Raw genomic sequence first — 17632 nt, forward strand, 5'->3', positions numbered from 1 at the left:
GCGCGACGTCCCGTCCTGACAACCATCCCATTTACCACTTCACGCATTCACCGGGTCACGCATTCACCGGTTATACCCCCGGCTTTCCTGAAATATTTCCTCGTCTTCGGCAGTGGCCAGGTGGGCCAGCAGCTCGGTGTGGGTGAGCGGGTGGGAGAACATGGGGAAGTTCTTTTCGCAGGCCAGGCGCTGTTCCTGCTCGCTCACGGTGGCGGTGCAGTCGGTGAGGGTGTACACCTGGTATCCCAGCTCGTAGGCCGTACGCATCGTCGATTCGACGCAGCAGTTGGTCAGGAAGCCGGCCAGGGCCAGGTGGGTGATGCCGCGCTGGCGAAGCACGAAATCGAGGTTGGTACTCACGAAGCCGTCGAGGCCCCGCTTGCCTTCGATGAGGATATCCTGGGGCGCGGGGCGCAGGGCCTCCACGATTTCCGCCCCCCAGGAACCCTGGCGAAACGAGTTGCTGTCGACCACGCCCTTGAGGATGCCATAGGGCCGCCGGCTCAGTTCCCGGTAGTTATCGGTGAAGCTGATGGGCAGGTGCACGATGGTGACGCCGTAGTTGCGGGCCTGCCGGACCAGCTCCACGGTGTGGGCCAGCATATCGGTCTGGTGCATCACGGGGCGTACCGCCTCGTGCAGGGAGCCGCCGGGCGTGGTAAAATCGTTCTGAAACTCGATGAGGACGAGGGCGGTGGTGTTGGGATTCATAGCAGCAGGGAGTTAGTGATGTGTGACTGAATAAGTTACCTTCTTCTGGCACTAAAATCAACTTTACCCTAACACAACTAGCGGTCAGGCAGGAAAAACCCGTATTTTGCAGTTCACTGCCGGCCCAGCAACAGTCCGACTAGCTATCTAGGCTGCGGAAGTTGCCGCCGGAACAACCCTCTTACTTTATCAGACTATGATTCGATTCCTCTCCTTGCCCCTGCTGTTACTGGGTTTCGCTGCCAGCGCCCAGACCGCATCCACCACCGATAATCCGCGAGTTGGCCTGAATAAGCCTACTGCCAGCGTCACGCCCGGGCTCAACCGGGGCACAGCCACCCCGCTTTACGTGATTGACGGCCGGGCAACTGACGCGCTGCAGTTAGCTGAATTCAAGCCCGAGCAGATCGAGGGCATCGTTATGCTGAAGAGTCAACAGGCAGTTGCTCTCTATGGCGAAAGCGCGCAGGGCGGGGCTGTGCTCATCACCACCAAGCCTACTACCAGCCGCTAACCCACTCCATTTTCCGATTCATGAAACGCCACTTCACCACCAACCACGAGCTGTAGGTAACAACCTACAACTCGCATGAAACAACCAAAAAAACGCTGGGCCTGGACGCCTCGCCAACGCGGCCGCATCCGGGCGCACAATAGCTTCTGGAACAACTTTTATCAGCCCTCCCGCTCTTTCATTCATGAAATGTGGGTTCATGACCGGGCGCTTACCCGCGTGGCCCTGACTCAGATCCGACAAGGCGCTGATGAGGCTGAAGTTCACTTTCCCTATCATCATAAGCACCAAGGTCATTGGCAGTGGGCTTAGAACGCCAAAGAGGGCCGCCAGAAATGGCGGCCCTCTTTGGCGTTAACTAAATGATATTTCCAAGTAAAAGCTATCGGCTTTCTCGCTACCCTTTCGGGCTCAGCGTAACGTACGGGATGATGCACTCCTCCAGGGAGATGCCGCCGTGCTGGAACGTGTCCTTGTAGTAGTTCACGTAGTAGTTGTAGTTGTTGGGGTAGGCGAAGAAGTAGTCACCAACCGTAAACACGTAGGCCGTGCTCACGTTTTCGCGGGGCAGGAAAATGTTCTCCGGCTTGCGCACGGTGTACACGTCCTTGCTGTCGTCGAAGCCCAGGTTTTTGCCGTGCTTGTAGCGCAGGTTGGTGTTCGTGTTTCGGTCGCCCACAATTTTGTAGGGACGCTTGACGCGGATGGTGCCGTGGTCGGTGGTGATGATGAGCTTGCCCTTGCGCTCGGCAATCTGCTGGAACATCTCATACAGGGGCGAGTGCAGGAACCACGATTTGGTGAGGCTGCGGTAAGCCGATTCGTCGGCGGCCAGCTCCCGGATCATGGCCATGTCGGTGCGGGCGTGGCTGAGCATGTCCACGAAGTTGTAGACGATGACGTTGCACTTGTAGTTGTTGTGCAGGTTGGCCATTTTGCCCAGCAAGTCCTTGCCGGCCTGCAGGTTGGTCACCTTGTGGTAGCTGAACTTGTGTTTCTGGTTGGCCTTCTGGAACATGATTTCCATGAACTCGGCCTCGTGCATGTTCTTGCCCTCGTCATCGTCGTCCCACACCCATAAGTTGGGGTATTTCTTCTGAATTTCGCTCGGCATCATGCCCGAGAAGATGGCATTGCGGGCGTAGGCCGTGGTGGTGGGCAGAATGCTGTAGTAGGTTTCCTCCGAATCAACGGTGAACAGCTCGGCAATAATGGGCTCGAGCACCTTCCACTGGTCGTAGCGCAGGTTGTCGATGAGCAGGAAGTAAACGGGCGTGTCGCCGGTTTCCTTGAGCAGCGGGAACACCCGCTTCTGGAACAGCTGGTGCGACATGAGCGGGGCTTCCTCGTCGCCGTGCAGCCAGTCCTCGTAGTTTTCCTGGATGAAGCGGCCGAAGTAGGTGTTGGCCTCGTCCTTCTGCATGTTGAAAACCTCGGCCATGCTCTTGCCCTCGGTTTCGTTGATTTCGAGCTCCCAGTACACCAGCTTCTTGTACACGTCGGCCCACTCGCTGGGGCTGAGCCGGTCACCGAGCTGCATGCCCAATTGGCGGAAGTCGCGCTGGTAGCCCGAGTTGGTGGCCTCGCTGACGAGGCGCTTGTTGTCGAGCACCTTTTTGACGGCCAGCAGGATCTGGCTCGGGTTGACGGGCTTGATGAGGTAGTCGGCAATTTTGGCCCCGATGGCCGATTCCATGATGTGCTCTTCCTCGCTCTTGGTAATCATGACCACCGGCACGGTGGGCCGTAGGGCCTTGATTTCAGTGAGGGTTTCCAAGCCCGTGAGGCCGGGCATGTTCTCATCCAGAAACACGATGTCGTAGGTCTTTTCCTGGATTTCCTCAATGGCATCGGCCCCGGAGTTTACGCCGGTTACGTCGTAGCCCTTGTCTTTGAGAAACAGAATATGGGGTTTGAGCAGGTCGATTTCATCATCGGCCCAGAGGATGCTGTATTGTTGCATGGCAGGGGTTTATGAGGGTCCGGGGGACTGAGGAACTGGGTTCAGTTCCTCTGGCTGCGGTTTTGGGCAACGTATTTCCTCCGCGGAAAAATAGCTAGGTTTACTTGCCTATACGGCAAGAAGGGTAAGCTATTGTGTTTTTAAGATGAAATGAGGGGAAAATATTTTGGGTTTCTGATTCCGTAGTACGGCTATGTTCGATTTCAAAAAACTCCGAATCTGGCAAGAGGGCTACCAGCTCACGCTCTCTGTTTACCGCGTTACGAAGGCATTCCCAAAGGACGAGCTTTTTGGTTTAACCAGCCAGATGCGCCGTTCGTCAGCTTCTATCCCGCACAATATTGCGGAGGGCTGCGGCCGCAACTCGGTTCCCGAACTGCTACGGTTTTTGGTTATTGCTATGGGTTCAGCCAGCGAGTTGGAATCCCAGCTCCTATTGTCGGAAGGGCTCGGCTTTATAACCCCGGAATCCGCCGCATTGTTGATAGACGACGTAATCAGGCTGCGCAAGATGATTATCGCCTACTACAAAACCATAAAGCCTCCCGCCGCATAGCACCAAAAAAGCCCATCCCCTAGTCCCTAAAGAACCCAGTCCCCCAGACCCCAAGTCCCCCGGACCCCCACATGAACAAAAAGAAAATCTTCAACGACCCCGTTTACGGCTTTGTCACCATCCCGACGGAGCTGCTCTTTGACCTGATTGAGCACACCTATTTTCAGCGCCTGCGCCGCATTCAGCAGCTGGGCCTCACCATGTTCGTGTACCCGGGCGCCCTGCACACGCGTTTCCACCACGCCCTGGGCGCCATGCACCTGATGACGCTGGCCCTGCGGACGCTCAAGGACAAGGGCGTGCAGATTTCGGCCCGGGAGGGTGAGGCAGCCATGGCCGCCATCCTGCTCCACGACATCGGCCACGGCCCCCTCTCCCACGCCCTGGAGCGCAGCATTTTCCATGATGTGCACCACGAGGCCGTGAGTTTGCACCTGATGCGTCAGCTCAACGGGGAGTTTGCGGGCGCGCTGGACCTGGCCATCGAGATTTTCCAGGGCACTTACGACCGGCCGTTTTTTCACCAGCTCGTGAGCAGCCAGCTGGACATGGACCGGCTCGACTACCTCAACCGCGACTCGTTTTACACCGGCGTGCAGGAAGGCCGCCCCGGCGCCGACCGCCTCATCAAGATGCTGACGGTGGTGGATGAGCGGCTGGTGCTGGAGGAAAAGGCGGTGTACAGCATCGAGAACTTTCTGGTGAGCCGACGCCTGATGTACTGGCAGGTGTACCTGCACAAAACCGTGACCTCGGCCGAGCAGATGGTCATCCGGATTATGCAGCGGGCCCGCGACCTGGTGCGGGCCGGCACGGACGTACCCGCCTCGCCCAACCTGCACTTCTTCCTTTCCCGCCCCGTTACGCAGCAGCAGTTTGAGCAGGACGACGAGATTCTGCGCCGCTTTACCCGCCTCGACGATACCGACGTGTGGGGTGCCGTCAAGCTCTGGGCCGACCACCCCGATACGGTTTTGCGCTACCTAGCCCAGAGTCTGCTCGACCGCCACCTGTTCAAAATCACGCTCCAGGCCGAGCCCTTCGAGGAGGAATTCCAGCTCGGCATCGTGGAGCTCATTGCCGCCCGCTTCGAGCTGCCCCTTGCCGATGCGGCCCAGCTCATGCTCACCGGCCGCATCAGCAACAACGCCTACGACGCCGACGGCCAGGACACCATCGACGTGCTCACCAAGCGCGGCCAGGTCGTCAATGTGGCCGCCGCCTCCGACCTGCCCAACATCAAGGCCCTGGGCCAGCGGGTGGAGAAGCACTACATCTGCTACCCCAAGGAGATTCTGTAGTGGTTTTGGGGGAATGGTTTATGGTTTTGGCCTTGTTCAACCCAGTAATGGAAGGCATTGGAATACACCCATGCCAAAACCAACAACTAAAAACCGAAAACCAACTCTTACTTTTGCCCGATGGAATTTACCGTAGGCCAGATAGCAGAAGTGCTGCACGGAGCAGTAGAGGGCAATGGCGACCAGCGCATTGACCGACTCGCCAAGATTGAAGAGGGCCAGGCCGGTTCCCTGTCGTTTCTGGCCAACCCCAAGTACGAGCCCTTTCTCTACTCCACGGGGGCCACGGCCGTCATTGTGAGCCGCACCCTGGAGCTGCGCCAGCCCGTAACGGCGGCCCTGATCCGGGTGGAAGACCCCTACACCAGCTTCACGGCCCTGCTCGAATTTTATCAGCAGGCTACCCGCACCGGCAAGCGGGGCGTGGAAGAGCCGGCCTACATGGCGGCCAGCAGCACCATCGGCGGCAACCACTACCGCGGGGCCTTCTCCTACATCGGGGAGAACTGCAAAATCGGGGCCGACGTGGTGATTTTTCCCCACGTGTTCATCGGCGACCGGGTGAAAATCGGGGACGGCACCATTCTGTACGCCGGGGCGAAAATCTACGCCGAAACCGTGATTGGCCGTAACTGCGTGGTGCACGCGGGCGCCGTCATCGGCTCCGACGGCTTTGGCTTTGCGCCCCAGCCCGATGGCTCCTACCGCACGATTCCGCAGATTGGCAACGTGGTGCTCCAGGACAACGTGAGCATCGGGGCCAACGCCACCATCGACTGCGCCACGATGGGCGCCACCGTTATCCGGGAAGGCGCCAAAATCGACAACCTCGTGCAGATTGCCCACAATGTTGAAATCGGGCGGCACACGGTGGTGGCGGCCCAGGCGGGCATTTCGGGCTCCACCAAAATCGGCGACTTCTGCGTGCTGGCGGGCCAGGTGGGCCTGGCCGGCCACCTTACGCTGGCCAACCGCACCACTGTTACGGCCCAGTCGGGCGTGGGCAAGTCCATCAAGGAAGAAGGCGTGTTTCTGCAGGGCTCCCCGGCCTTCGGGCTGCGCGACAGTCTGCGGGCCAACGCCATTTTCCGCCACCTGCCCGACCTGGAGCGCCGCCTGCGCCTGCTGGAGCAGAACGGTCGGCCGCCGGAAAAGCCCTAGCTTTGCAGACCTCTGAGTTGTCAGTTGCCAGTTGCCAGTGATCAGGCCGTTCTACTTAACGCCTGCCCTGACAACTGGCAACTGGCAACTGACAACTGACCCAATGAACGACAAGCAACATACTATCAAGGCCCCGGTCACCGTGAGTGGCATTGGTCTTCATACCGGCGTGCAGGCCACCATGACGTTCTGCCCCGCTCCTATCAACCACGGCTACAAGTTTCAGCGCGTGGATTTGCCCGGCCAGCCCATCGTGGATGCCGACGTGGACAACGTGGTAGACCTGTCGCGCGGCACGACCATTGAGCAGAACGGCGCCCGCGTAAACACCGTGGAGCACACGCTGGCGGCCCTCGTGGGTTTGCAGATTGACAACGTGCTCATCCAGCTCGACGGTCCCGAGCCGCCCATCATGGACGGTAGCAGCTACGAGTTTATCAAGCCCCTGCAGGAAGTGGGCCTCGAGGAGCAGAACGCCCTGCGCAACTACTTCGAGATTCCCGACGAAATTCGCTACGTGGACAACGCCCGGGCCGTGGAAATTGCCGCCCTGCCGCTCAATTCCTACCGCCTCACGGTGATGGTGGACTACAACTCGCCGGTGCTGGGCTCCCAGCATGCCTCGCTCACCGACATCGAGAACTTCACGGCCGAAATCAGCTCCTCGCGCACGTTCTGCTTTCTGCACGAGCTGGAAGCCCTCTACAAATCCAACCTCATTAAAGGAGGCGATTTGAGCAATGCCATTGTGGTGGTGGATCGGGTGGTGAGCGACGAGGAGCTCGACGAGCTGGCCACCATGCTGGGCAAGCCCAAGGTGGCCGTCAAGAAGGAGGGCATCCTCAATAACGTGGACCTGCGCTACAAGAACGAGCCGGCTCGCCACAAGCTCCTCGACCTGGTGGGCGACCTGGCCCTGGTGGGCCGGCCGCTGAAAGGGCAGATTCTGGCTGCCCGGCCCGGGCACGCGGCCAACGTGGCCTTCGCCAAACGCATCAAGAAGAAGATGATGGAGGCCCATACCAGCCCCATCCCGACCTACGACCCGAGCCGGGTGCCGGTCATGGACATCAACCAGATTGCCGCGACCCTGCCCCACCGCTACCCGTTCCTGCTGATTGATAAAATCATTCACCTCGACGCCACCACGGTGACGGGCGTGAAAAACGTGACCTTCAACGAGCAGTTCTTCACCGGCCACTTTCCCGGCAACCCCGTGATGCCCGGCGTGCTCCAGATTGAAGCCATGGCCCAGACCGGCGGCATCCTGGTGCTCAACACCGTGCCCGACCCGGAGAACTACTGGACCTACTTCCTGGGCATCGAAAACTGCCGGTTCCGCCGCATGGTGAAGCCCGGCGACACCATCATCTTCAAGTGCGAGCTGACCGCGCCCATCAAGCGGGGCATTGCCAAAATGAGCGGCAAAGCCTTCGTGAACGGCAAAGTGGTGATGGAAGCCGAAATGTCGGCCAGCATCGTGAAAAAGAATTAAAAATTAAAAATGAAGAATTAAAAATGGCCGTTCCGGCAACTCTTGCCCTGTCCATTTAATTCAATTTTTAATTCTTAATTTTTAATTTTTAATTAAAAAAAGAATGACCCAGCCGCTCGCCTATATTCACCCCGAGGCCCAGATTGCCCAGAACGTGGTAGTGGAGCCCTTCACCACCATCGACAAGGATGTTGAAATCGGGGAAGGCACCTGGATTGGCCCCAACGTCACGATTATGGCCGGGGCCCGCATTGGCAAAAACTGCAAGGTATTCCCCGGCGCCGTTATTGCGGCCCAGCCCCAGGACCTGAAATTCGCCGGCGAAAAAACCACGGTGCACATCGGCGACAACACCGTTATCCGGGAGTGCGTGACCATCAACCGCGGCACTGTGGACCGGCTCAAAACCGTGGTAGGCAGCAACTGCCTGCTGATGGCCTACGTGCACATTGCCCACGACTGCATCATCGGCAACCACTGCATTCTGGCCAACACCGTGCAGGTAGCCGGGCACGTGGAGGTGGGCGACTACGCCATTATCGGGGGCTCCTCGGCCATTCACCAGTTTGTACGGGTGGGGCAGCACGCCATGATTTCGGGCGGCTCCCTGATCCGCAAGGACGTGCCGCCCTTCGTGAAGGCGGGCCGCGAGCCGCTCAGCTACGCGGGCATCAACAGCATCGGGCTGCGCCGCCGCGGCTTCTCGGACCAGAAGATTTCCGAGATTCAGCAGCTCTACCGCCTGCTGTTCATGAGCGGCCTCAACAACGCCGCCGCCCTCGAGCAGATTGAGCTGGAACTGGCCCCCTCGCCCGAGCGCGACGAAGTGGTGAACTTCATCCGGAACTCCGGCCGCGGCGTCATCAAGGGCTACGGCCGCGGCCCCAGCGCCGGCGGGGAGTAGTATTGGTAGCTGGTAGCTGGTAGCTGGTAGCTGAGGGAACGTCATTCCGAGCGGAACCGCTCGGAATGACGTTCTTTTAATCTGTTCCTCCTCGGTATTTACTTTCCTTCCACATTCTACCAGATGCAGATTACGGCCACCGGACTGAGCAAGCGGTTTGCGCGGGAGTGGATTTTCCGGGGCCTGACGCACACGTTCGAGCCGGGCACGGCCACGGCCATCCTGGGGCCCAACGGCGCCGGTAAAAGCACCCTGCTCAACACCTTGTCGGGTCAGATTCTGCCTACCCAGGGCACGGTGCAGTATGCTGAGGGCGGGCGGGCCGTGGCCGTGGAGGACGTGCCCATGCGCCTGGCCTACGCCGCGCCCTACCTGGAGCTGATTGAGGAGCTGAGCCTGACCGAGCTGATCCGGTTTCATACCCGCTTTAAGCCGCTACGGCCGGGCATCACGGCCGCCCAGCTCATCGGGCTCATGTACCTGGAAAAGTCGCGGCACAAGCTGATCCGGGATTTTTCCAGCGGCATGAAGCAGCGCCTGAAACTGGCGCTGGCCCTCTACGCCGACGCGCCCCTGCTCCTGCTCGACGAGCCCACCACCAACCTCGACCGCACGGGCGTGGCCTGGTACCGGGAGCACGTGGCCGCCACCCTGGCCGGGCGCACGGTCCTGGTATCGAGCAACGTGCCCGAGGAGTACGACTTCTGCACCGCGCAACTGCTCATCACCGATTTTGGCGCCCAGGCCGCCCGGTAAGCATTTTTGCGGGCCCGCTCCCGGCCCATGCCACCGGCTGAAATCAAGCGGACAATGCGGCCCTGGCCCTGAAGCGCAACCTTCGCATGCTTTCCGCTCGTATCTTTGCAGCTGCGGACGGATTGCAGTCACGCCGCCATTTTTCACCCCATACCGCCCCTAGCAAGGCCATGAGACAGAACGACGACTTCGACGACGACGACCTTTTTGGCGACGACGATGAGCTGGATAATTTTGCCAGCACCGGCGGCAACACCACCCGCGGCTCGGCCGAAAGCCAGCTGGCCGCCAAATACTCCGATTACCTGATGTGGCGCGACACCGGCTCTTCGCACGATGAGGCCCTGGATTTGGCCAACATGAGCGAGGACGAGTACGACGAGGCGGAAGCCGGCAACGACCCCGAAGGCGGCGGCAAGTTCACCTCCCTCGACGACCTGGACGACGACGATTTCTCCGACGACGATACCGACGAGTACGGCAGCGCCGGCAGCTCCCGTAACAGCGGCCGCAACTCCGATTACGACGACTATTAATTTTCAAGGAGGCGCAGGAGGCTGGGATGTGAGCAATGAGCGAAATAGCTCGTTTCTTCTCTGCATCTTCTCCCACACCTGCCCCACGCCAAGGCCCGCTTTCCTACCGGAAAGCGGGCCTTTCGGTTGTAGCAGTAGCGCGAACGTTGTAGTTCGCGTCCTTGCATCAGTAGAATTGTCCGGACAGTGGGGAGCGCGCATTACACCGTTTGCGCTCCGGTAGTTCTTACTTCCGGCCGAAAACACGCTTGAGCAGGTCGGTGGTGCGGGCCACGGGGTTTTCGCGGATGTTGGCTTCTTCCTGGGCAACGAGCGTGAACAGGCCGTCGATGGCCTTGCCGGTGGCGTACTGGTTGAGGTCGGTTTGCACGGGCGTCACCAGCGGGATGCGGTTGTAGCGCGTGGTCAGGTCAGTGTAATACTTGGTGGCGCCCACCTGATCGAGGCTGCGCTGCATAATAGGCTGGAAGGCCGTGGTCAGCTGCTGGGTGGTGGTGCGCTTGAGGTAGTTGGTGGCGGCATCCTTCTCGCCCGTCAGAATCCCCCACACATCCTTGAAGGTAAGGCTCTTGATAGCCGCCACAAAAATGGGTTTGGCGCTCTTGGCCGCATCTTCGGCGCCCCGGTTCAGGGTGAGCTCGAATTTATCGACCTGGCTGCCCAGCCCGAGGCTGCGCAGCGTATTGGCCACGCGCTGGGCATCGGGCGGGAAGGGAATCCGGATAAACTTGTTGAGGTAGAAACCGTCGGTCTGGGAGGCCTGATCGGCGCCCTTGCTGATGCCCAGGGTCAGGGCTTCCTTCAGGCCGCGGGCGGCCTCGTCCTGAGTCAGATTGCCGGTACTACCAGTGGTGCCAATGGTGGTGCCGGTTCTGGTAGGCGCGGGCAGACTTTTGAGGATGCTACCCAGCTTCGGCAAGCGAAACTGCGCCGAAGCCGACAGGTTCAGCCCCAGTAAAACGACGGGCAACACGAGAATAGAACGATACTTCATGGCAGTGACAAAAGAGCAGTACGGCAGTCGGTTTTGCAGAAACCGGACCAAGTTTTAATTCGACTTGCTTACACGGGCGCTTCGTCAGCCTGGCTCACTGCCGGATGGCTCTGGCGGAGCCCGCGTCATCTGGCCGGCAGTAGTGGGCTTTCGAGTCCGGCATCTGCTGCGCCCCATCATTCGGGCTGCTACTGTGGGCAAGCTGCTACTGCCCCGGGGGAGCAGAGGCCGAAAAGGAAGGCCGCAAAAAAGCCGAAAACCCCAGGGCCGTTCTGGCGTTGTTAGCGGGCAATGCCCCATAGCGGGGCTAATCCGGCTCTCTTCCTAACCCGACGCCCCATGTCCCTGATTCCCGACGTTGAAATTATGACCATTGGTGATGAACTGCTCTACGGGCAGGTCATCGATACCAACTCCGCCTTCATGGGCCAGGAGCTGGGCAAACTGGGCCTGCGGGTGCGGCAGATTACCAGCGTATCGGACAAGGCCGAGGAAATTACGGCCACCCTCGACCAAGCCCGGCAGCGGGCCCGGGTGGTGCTCATGACCGGCGGCCTGGGCCCCACCAAGGACGACCTGACCAAGCACGTGCTGGCCCGCTACTTCGGGGCCGGGCTGGTGCTGAATGAGAACGTGCTGCGCCACGTGGAAGGCATTTTTGCCCGCTACAACCGGCCCATGCTGGAAGTCAACCGCCAGCAGGCTCTGGTGCCCGAGAACTGCCAGGTGCTGCACAACGCCGTGGGCACCGCCCCGGGCATGTGGTTCGAGGACGGCGGCGTGGTGTTCGTGAGCATGCCCGGCGTGCCCCACGAAATGAAGTACCTGATGACCCACGAGGTGCTCCCCCGCCTACGCGCCCACTTCCAGACGCCCGCCATCGAGCACGTGGTGGTGCAGACGGTGGGCCTGGGCGAGTCGTTTCTGGCCCAGCGCATCGAGGACTGGGAAACGGCCCTGCCCGCCAATATCAAGCTCGCCTACCTGCCCTCTTTGGGCGGGGTGCGCCTGCGCCTCACCGGCCACGACGACGGCCAGCCCCACCTGCGCGCCCGTATGGAAGCCCTGCTGCCCGCGCTGCGCACCCTGCTCGGCGACCATATCTTCGCCGAAGGCGAAATCAGGCTGGAAGAAGCCGTAGGCCAGCTGCTGCTAGCCCGGGGCCTGACGGTGGGCACGGCTGAAAGCTGCACCGGCGGCCTGCTGGCCCACCGCCTCACCAGCGTTCCGGGGGCCTCGCGCTACTACCAGGGCAGTATTGTGGCCTATTCCAACGAGATGAAGATGCAGGAGCTGGGCGTGCAGGCCGAAACCCTGGCCGCCCACGGGGCCGTGAGCGAGGCCGTGGTGGCCGAAATGGCCGAGGGCCTGCGCCGCCGCCTGGGCGTGGATGTGGCCCTGGCCACCAGCGGCATTGCCGGCCCCGACGGCGGCACGCCCACCAAGCCCGTGGGCACCATCTGCGTGGCCTACGCCGACGCCCACCGCACCATCACCAAACAGATCAGCTTCGACCGGGGCCGCCAGCTCAACCTGGAGTTCACCACCACTACCGCCCTCAACCTGCTCCGCCTGAACCTGCCGACAGAACGGTGAGATAGTGAGGTGGTGAAATGGTGAGTTTGAGGTTCGGCTGGCCCCGATTGCGCCACTTGTGCCGTTAAGTCCAGCTGAAAGATTAAACTCACCATTTCACCAGCTCACTATCTCACTATTTCCCCCCTCATCATCTCACCTGCTCTGGTTACCTTTGCTCCACCAAACTCCCACCCCACCCTTACCCTTATTAATCCTGACCGCATGGCACGAGTGGAAATGACGATGCCCAAGATGGGCGAATCCATCATGGAAGGCACCGTCCTGAAATGGCTCAAACAAGTAGGCGACGCTATCGAGCAAGACGAATCGGTGCTGGAAGTAGCCACCGATAAAGTGGATACCGAAGTACCAGCCCTGCACGCGGGCATTCTCCAGCAGATTCTGGTGGAAGAAGGCCAGGTAGTGGCCGTGGGCGCCCCTATTGCCGTCATTGAAACCGATGCCGCCAATGCCGGTGCCCCGGCCAGCACCCCCGCCACGCCGGCCGCTACCGACAACGGCGCTGCTGCCGCCGCCACCCAGGTACCCCACGTGCCCGCCGCCGAAACCGCTGCCCCCGCCGCGCCGGCCCCCGCGCAGCCCCAGGCCGGCCGCTTCTACTCCCCGCTGGTGCTCAGCATCGCCCGCGAGGAAGGCATCAGCATGGCCGATCTGGAATACCTGCCCGGCACCGGCAGCGAAGGCCGCGTGACCAAAAAAGACATTCTCGACTACGTGGCCGGCGGCAAGCAGCCGCTCAGTGGCGGTGCCGCAAGCTCCCAGACGGCCCCCACTGCCCAGCCCCAGGCCGCCGCTCCGGCCGCCCAGCCCGCCCCGGCTCCGGCAGCTGTTCCGGCCCAGCAACCAACCGCCAGCAATCCGCAACCGACCAAGGCTGTGCCTTCCATCAGTGGAGGCCAGGAGCTTATCGAGATGGACCGCATGCGCAAGATGATTGCTCAGCGCATGGTGGACAGCAAGCGGATTTCGCCCCACGTGACGAGCTTCGTGGAGGCCGACGTGACCGACCTCGTGAACTGGCGCAACAAGCACAAGGACGCCTACAAGAAGCGTGAGGGCGAGAACCTGACCTTCACGCCCATCTTCATTCAGGCCATTGCCCGCGCCATCCAGGACTTCCCGCTGATCAACGTTTCCATCGATGGCGACTACATCATCAAGAAGCGCGACATCAACGTGGGCGTGGCCGTGGCCCTGCCCTCGGGCAACCTTATTGTGCCCGTGATTCATAACGCCGACCAGCTCAACCTGAACGGCCTGAGCAAGAAGGTAAACGACCTGGCCAACCGCGCCCGCGCCGGTAAGCTCAAGCCCGAGGACCTGGAAGGCGGCACCTACACCGTGAGCAACGTGGGCTCGTTTGGCAACGTGATGGGCACGCCCATTATCATGCAGCCCCAGGTGGCCATCATGGCCGTGGGCGCCATCAAAAAGAAGCCCGCCGTCATCGAAACGCCCCAGGGCGACCTGATTGGCGTGCGTCACTTCATGTTCCTGAGCCACAGCTACGACCACCGCGTGGTCGACGGTTCGCTCGGCGGCATGTTCGTGCGCCGCGTGGCCGACTACCTCGAGCAATTCGACCCCAACACGACTATCTAGAGCTTAGAGCTTAGAGCTTAGAGCTTAGAGCTTAGAGCTTAGAGCTTAGAGATGTATGCAGAAGGCCCCGCCGTGGTTACGTGGCGGGGCCTTCTGATGAACGCGACGCCGCATCCCGGCGCGTGGCCAGGTACCCGGCGTCGGAAATCCAACAACAAAAACCCCGCAACGAACCCGCTTATGAACAAAACCCTGCCCTTGGTGGCGCTGCTGATTGCACTCGGCCTCATCCTGTTTCTCTACCAGCGCCTGCGCACCACCGAAACCGCCCTGGAACGCTCCGAACAACGATTCCACGACTGCGAGCAGGTCAGCTTCCAGCTCCAGAACCAGCTCACCCAGGCCACCCGCGGCCCCGTTCCGGATAGCCTGAAGGTGAAGTAATAACTCGGTGAATGAGTGACTGTTCGGTCATTGCGGGGCGGGTGGTGCATCAACCCGGTGGCCTTCTTCCTCAACTTCGACCTACGCAAAAGCCCCTGACGTTTGCACGTCAGGGGCTTTGTGTTTACTCAGATAGGGCTTGGAATTTCGTGAGGAAAGGCTCAGTAGCGCTGTTCTGCGGGTGCTTCGGTGAGGCTTGGCCCTGACCGAACAGTCACTCATTCCCCACTTAACTCATTCACCTTACGGCCGGCCGCCGGCGGGGGCCTCGGTGGCACCGGCGCCGTTGTCGCCGCCTTCTTTCAGGTCGTCGTTGCTGATGGCGCGGCGGCGGCGGCGGGGCTGCTCGGTGGTGAGCTTACCGAGGCGGTAGCTCAGGTTGACGCGGAAGCCGATGCGGCGCAAATCGTTCACGCTGTTCTGCTCGAAAGCCGCCGAGTTGATGTTGCTGCGGATTTTGAGGCTGGGCGTGAAGAAGTTATCAGCCCCGATGCCGAAGGAGCCGCGCTTCTCGGCGAAGTCCTTTTTCAGGCTCAGGCTATAGATGCCGAAACCACCCTGGTAGCCCTGGAGCTGCACCTGCCGCCCCCGGTAGAAGGCAAAGCTCTGGAAGCCCCAACCACTATCAAACGTGTAGCTGGCAATCAGCCGGCCGCTGGCTACCCAGCCCGAGTTGCTGGCCGCAAAAATGGGGTTGGCGGAGTTATTATCGAGCACGGCGTAGTACACATCGGTGCCGCCGCTCAGGCTGAACTTCTTGCTGATGTTGACGTTGGCACTCACGCTGCCGCCGTAGGCGTTTTCGGTGCCGATATTGTCGTAATTGGTGATAATGGTGTCGCCGCTGGGCGTGCGCACGGGCTGGATGGAGCCGGTGGTATTGCGTACGAAGGTGGAGAAGCTCAGCGAGGTCTGCTTGATGAAGGTGTTGTACGCCAGTTCGTAGTTATTGGTGAATTCAGGATCCAGCTCAGGGTTTCCGATAGTGACGTTGAGCGGGTTGGCCGCCTGCCGGTTGGGGTTCAGGAACTGGAGCGAGGGCCGCTGAATCCGGCGGTTGTAGGCCGCTTTGAGCAGGTTGCCGTTGGCCAGCTTGCGCGAGAGGTTCACGCTGGGCACCAGCACCCCGTACGACGGAATGGAGGCCGAGCCTTCCTGTTGGAAATCGGCGCTGATGCTGGTGTACTCGTAGCGCAGACCGGGCTTGAAGGTATAGTTCTTGAGGAAGTTCAGGGTGTAGGCCGCGTACGCGGCGGCCACGTTCTGATCGTAGGTAAACACGTTGGAGAGGCCCTGGCCCACCTGGGGCTGGCCGTTGCGCAGGGTGGTGTAGTCACTGTTCACCCGGCGCACAATGTCCTTGGCCCCGATTTCCAGCATCTGGTTTTCCTGAATGGGCGTCACGTAGTCGGCCTGGAGCGTGACTTCCTCGTTGTAGCTGTCGTTGATGTTGCGGATAAAGTCGCCCGCGTTCAGGCCCTCGCGGATGTCATTGGTGAAGTTGTTGGTGCGCACGTTGCGGCTGTACTGGCCCAGTACGCTGAACTCCTGCCGGGGCTTCTCGAAGTTGTGGGTGTAGTTGAGCGTAGCATCCACGGTGGTCGAGTTGTCGAGCACCTTCACGTCGCGCAGGCTGTTGGTAAACGTTTCAACCGGGCCACCATAGAAGGTGGTTTGGGTGCGCAGATCGTCCTGGTAGTTGGTGCCGTTGCGCAGGCCCAGCTGCACCGAGGCCGACAGGAAGTTGTGCTTGTTGATGTCGTAGTCCCAGCCCAGGGTGTAGCGGCCGAACACGTTGTTCTGGCGCGTATCGGCCTGCTGCAGGGTGCGGCTGGCCAGCTCCCGGTCGGTGGGGTCGGTGGCGCTGAGCAGGCGGTAGGTGAGCTGGTCGTTGCGGAAGCTGCCCGGCGAGTTGTACATGGCCCGCCCGCCCCCGCCCAGCGAGAAACCCATCTTGCCCACCCGGTAAGCCGCGTTCAGGCCCAGGTTGCCGCTGCGCAAACCGCCGCTGGCCCGCATATCCAGCGTAAAGCCCTGCAGGTTGTTCTGCTTGGTCACGATGTTGATGATGCCGCCCGAGCCTTCGGCGTCGTACTTGGCCGAGGGCGAGGTAATCACCTCCACCGTCTTGATCTGGTCGGCCGGAATCTGCTTGAGCGCGTCGGCAATGCTGCTGGCCGAGATGGTGCTGGGGCGGTTATTGATGAGCACCCGGATGTTCTGGCTGCCGCGCAGGCTCACGTTGCCGTCGAGGTCCACGCTGAGCATGGGCACGCGGCGGAGCACGTCGGTAGCGTCGCCGCCGCGGGTGGTTTCGTCCTTTTCGGCGTTGTATACCGTGCGGTCCACCTTCTCCTCCACCAAAGCGCGCTGGCCTTCCACCCGCACTTCCTTCAGGGCCTGAGCCGAAGAAGCCACGCTGATAGTGCCCAGGTTTACCGTGTTGCCCGCATCGGTCATCACCACACCGGGCTTGTCCACCGTCTTGTAGCCGATGAAGCTCACCTGCACCGTGTAGGTGCCGGCGGCCACCCGCGGAATCGTGAATTTGCCGTTATCGTCGGCCGAAGTGCCATCCACGGGCTTGCCGGTGGCGGGGCTCAGCAACACCACCGTAGCGTAGGGCACGGGCTGCCGGGTGGCTTCATCGAGGATGGTGCCGGTAATGCGGCCGGTACCCGCCTGGGGGGCCGCACCCGCAGCAGCGGCGCCGGCCGGAGCGCCCGCGGGGCGACCGGCCCCAGCCGGCGCCTGAGCCAGCACGGCGGCGGCGTTACCGGTCAGAACAATCAGAAAGACGAACTTTTTCATAGGCAAAAGGAAAAGGCGAAACCCGCCATCAGCACCATAACATCCCAACCGGCTGCAACGCTATCCGCGCCCCCGCCCGCCTGGAAATAAACCCGACCAGCCGGCACGTTTCCGCCGCTAAAACCCCGGAACGTCCGGGTGAATACCGGGCAACCGAGGCACAGACGCAACTTCCGGCCCGGGGTGGCACGGCAAACCCGGAATATTTTCGGGCGGCCCCTTTACTCTCCCACCAACTTCATCGGCGAGCTACTCCCGCCCTGCCCGCTGCTGCGCCTTAAAGTGTCAAACACGAATCTGCGTAGAACAGACTGTAAACCAGCGGGCCGTTCTTTCCACAACCGG

General features: G+C 60.9%; 16 protein-coding genes. 12 read left to right on the forward strand and 4 right to left on the reverse strand.

Annotated features, from left to right (window positions below):
• Positions 1-63: 63 nt before the first annotated feature.
• On the reverse strand, positions 64-711 hold the full coding sequence (locus KLP40_RS04995; RefSeq protein ID WP_215592611.1) for an isochorismatase family cysteine hydrolase: 648 nt from the start codon (positions 709-711) through the stop codon (positions 64-66).
• Positions 712-907: 196 nt separating this feature from the next.
• Between KLP40_RS04995 and KLP40_RS05000 the strand changes: the two genes are divergently transcribed.
• Together KLP40_RS05000 and KLP40_RS05005 are read left to right on the forward strand one after the other, a co-directional pair.
• Positions 908-1225, forward strand: a complete 318-nt coding sequence (locus tag KLP40_RS05000; protein WP_215592613.1) for a TonB-dependent receptor plug domain-containing protein — start codon at positions 908-910, stop codon at positions 1223-1225.
• 75 nt (positions 1226-1300) lie between these two features.
• Positions 1301-1537 carry a hypothetical protein gene (locus KLP40_RS05005; protein WP_215592614.1) on the forward strand — a complete coding sequence of 79 codons (237 nt, stop codon included), beginning with the start codon at positions 1301-1303 and terminating at the stop codon, positions 1535-1537.
• Between the two features lie 85 nt (positions 1538-1622).
• Here the strand turns inward: KLP40_RS05005 and porX are convergent, their stop codons facing one another.
• Entirely contained in the window at positions 1623-3188 is a 1566-nt protein-coding gene (porX, locus tag KLP40_RS05010; RefSeq protein WP_215592615.1) for a T9SS response regulator signal transducer PorX, read from the reverse strand.
• Between the two features lie 193 nt (positions 3189-3381).
• Here porX and KLP40_RS05015 point away from each other — a divergent pair, with 193 nt between their 5' ends.
• The 7 genes from KLP40_RS05015 (at position 3382) to KLP40_RS05045 (ending at position 9897) form a co-directional block, all read left to right on the forward strand.
• Entirely contained in the window at positions 3382-3744 is a 363-nt protein-coding gene (locus KLP40_RS05015; protein WP_215592616.1) for a four helix bundle protein, read from the forward strand.
• A gap of 71 nt (positions 3745-3815) precedes the next feature.
• Complete coding sequence (locus KLP40_RS05020) at positions 3816-5045, forward strand: HD domain-containing protein (protein WP_215592618.1); 1230 nt, start codon at positions 3816-3818, stop codon at positions 5043-5045.
• A gap of 120 nt (positions 5046-5165) precedes the next feature.
• A complete protein-coding gene (gene lpxD, locus KLP40_RS05025; protein WP_215592619.1) occupies positions 5166-6206 on the forward strand; it encodes a UDP-3-O-(3-hydroxymyristoyl)glucosamine N-acyltransferase in 1041 nt (346 codons plus the stop codon).
• Positions 6207-6309: 103 nt separating this feature from the next.
• Positions 6310-7701 (forward strand): bifunctional UDP-3-O-[3-hydroxymyristoyl] N-acetylglucosamine deacetylase/3-hydroxyacyl-ACP dehydratase, encoded by a 1392-nt coding sequence (locus tag KLP40_RS05030; RefSeq protein WP_215592620.1) that lies wholly within the window; start codon positions 6310-6312, stop codon positions 7699-7701.
• 103 nt (positions 7702-7804) lie between these two features.
• Complete coding sequence (gene lpxA, locus KLP40_RS05035; RefSeq protein WP_215592621.1) at positions 7805-8605, forward strand: acyl-ACP--UDP-N-acetylglucosamine O-acyltransferase; 801 nt, start codon at positions 7805-7807, stop codon at positions 8603-8605.
• 123 nt (positions 8606-8728) lie between these two features.
• Complete coding sequence (locus KLP40_RS05040) at positions 8729-9361, forward strand: ABC transporter ATP-binding protein (RefSeq protein ID WP_215592622.1); 633 nt, start codon at positions 8729-8731, stop codon at positions 9359-9361.
• Positions 9362-9531: 170 nt separating this feature from the next.
• A complete protein-coding gene (locus KLP40_RS05045) occupies positions 9532-9897 on the forward strand; it encodes a hypothetical protein (protein ID WP_215592623.1) in 366 nt (121 codons plus the stop codon).
• A 226-nt stretch (positions 9898-10123) separates the two neighbouring features.
• Here KLP40_RS05045 and KLP40_RS05050 read toward each other — a convergent pair whose 3' ends face one another.
• Positions 10124-10891, reverse strand: coding sequence for a DUF4197 domain-containing protein (locus KLP40_RS05050; RefSeq protein ID WP_215592624.1), 768 nt, complete (start codon positions 10889-10891; stop codon positions 10124-10126).
• Between the two features lie 339 nt (positions 10892-11230).
• Between KLP40_RS05050 and KLP40_RS05055 the strand changes: the two genes are divergently transcribed.
• The 3 genes from KLP40_RS05055 (at position 11231) to KLP40_RS05065 (ending at position 14476) form a co-directional block, all read left to right on the forward strand.
• A complete protein-coding gene (locus tag KLP40_RS05055) occupies positions 11231-12487 on the forward strand; it encodes a competence/damage-inducible protein A (RefSeq protein WP_215592626.1) in 1257 nt (418 codons plus the stop codon).
• Between the two features lie 204 nt (positions 12488-12691).
• Complete coding sequence (locus tag KLP40_RS05060; RefSeq protein ID WP_215592627.1) at positions 12692-14092, forward strand: dihydrolipoamide acetyltransferase family protein; 1401 nt, start codon at positions 12692-12694, stop codon at positions 14090-14092.
• 180 nt (positions 14093-14272) lie between these two features.
• The gene (locus KLP40_RS05065) at positions 14273-14476 is read left to right on the forward strand and encodes a hypothetical protein (protein WP_215592628.1); all 204 of its coding nucleotides are present in this window, start codon (positions 14273-14275) and stop codon (positions 14474-14476) included.
• Positions 14477-14719: 243 nt separating this feature from the next.
• Here KLP40_RS05065 and KLP40_RS05070 read toward each other — a convergent pair whose 3' ends face one another.
• Positions 14720-17287, reverse strand: coding sequence for an outer membrane beta-barrel family protein (locus KLP40_RS05070; RefSeq protein ID WP_215592629.1), 2568 nt, complete (start codon positions 17285-17287; stop codon positions 14720-14722).
• Between the last annotated feature and the right edge of the window lie 345 nt (positions 17288-17632).

This window comes from Hymenobacter piscis (genome assembly GCF_018760735.1).
GTDB lineage: Bacteria > Bacteroidota > Bacteroidia > Cytophagales > Hymenobacteraceae > Hymenobacter > Hymenobacter piscis.

Excerpts from the sequence above, each read along its gene's own strand:
- KLP40_RS04995 (WP_215592611.1), bottom strand. The coding sequence starts at position 711 with ATGAATCCCAACACCACCGCCCTCGTCCTCATCGAGTTTCAGAACGAT.
- KLP40_RS05000 (WP_215592613.1), top strand. The coding sequence starts at position 908 with ATGATTCGATTCCTCTCCTTGCCCCTGCTGTTACTGGGTTTCGCTGCC.
- KLP40_RS05005 (WP_215592614.1), top strand. The coding sequence starts at position 1,301 with ATGAAACAACCAAAAAAACGCTGGGCCTGGACGCCTCGCCAACGCGGC.
- porX (WP_215592615.1), bottom strand. The coding sequence starts at position 3,188 with ATGCAACAATACAGCATCCTCTGGGCCGATGATGAAATCGACCTGCTC.
- KLP40_RS05015 (WP_215592616.1), top strand. The coding sequence starts at position 3,382 with ATGTTCGATTTCAAAAAACTCCGAATCTGGCAAGAGGGCTACCAGCTC.
- KLP40_RS05020 (WP_215592618.1), top strand. The coding sequence starts at position 3,816 with ATGAACAAAAAGAAAATCTTCAACGACCCCGTTTACGGCTTTGTCACC.
- lpxD (WP_215592619.1), top strand. The coding sequence starts at position 5,166 with ATGGAATTTACCGTAGGCCAGATAGCAGAAGTGCTGCACGGAGCAGTA.
- KLP40_RS05030 (WP_215592620.1), top strand. The coding sequence starts at position 6,310 with ATGAACGACAAGCAACATACTATCAAGGCCCCGGTCACCGTGAGTGGC.
- lpxA (WP_215592621.1), top strand. The coding sequence starts at position 7,805 with ATGACCCAGCCGCTCGCCTATATTCACCCCGAGGCCCAGATTGCCCAG.
- KLP40_RS05040 (WP_215592622.1), top strand. The coding sequence starts at position 8,729 with ATGCAGATTACGGCCACCGGACTGAGCAAGCGGTTTGCGCGGGAGTGG.
- KLP40_RS05045 (WP_215592623.1), top strand. The coding sequence starts at position 9,532 with ATGAGACAGAACGACGACTTCGACGACGACGACCTTTTTGGCGACGAC.
- KLP40_RS05050 (WP_215592624.1), bottom strand. The coding sequence starts at position 10,891 with ATGAAGTATCGTTCTATTCTCGTGTTGCCCGTCGTTTTACTGGGGCTG.
- KLP40_RS05055 (WP_215592626.1), top strand. The coding sequence starts at position 11,231 with ATGTCCCTGATTCCCGACGTTGAAATTATGACCATTGGTGATGAACTG.
- KLP40_RS05060 (WP_215592627.1), top strand. The coding sequence starts at position 12,692 with ATGGCACGAGTGGAAATGACGATGCCCAAGATGGGCGAATCCATCATG.
- KLP40_RS05065 (WP_215592628.1), top strand. The coding sequence starts at position 14,273 with ATGAACAAAACCCTGCCCTTGGTGGCGCTGCTGATTGCACTCGGCCTC.
- KLP40_RS05070 (WP_215592629.1), bottom strand. The coding sequence starts at position 17,287 with ATGAAAAAGTTCGTCTTTCTGATTGTTCTGACCGGTAACGCCGCCGCC.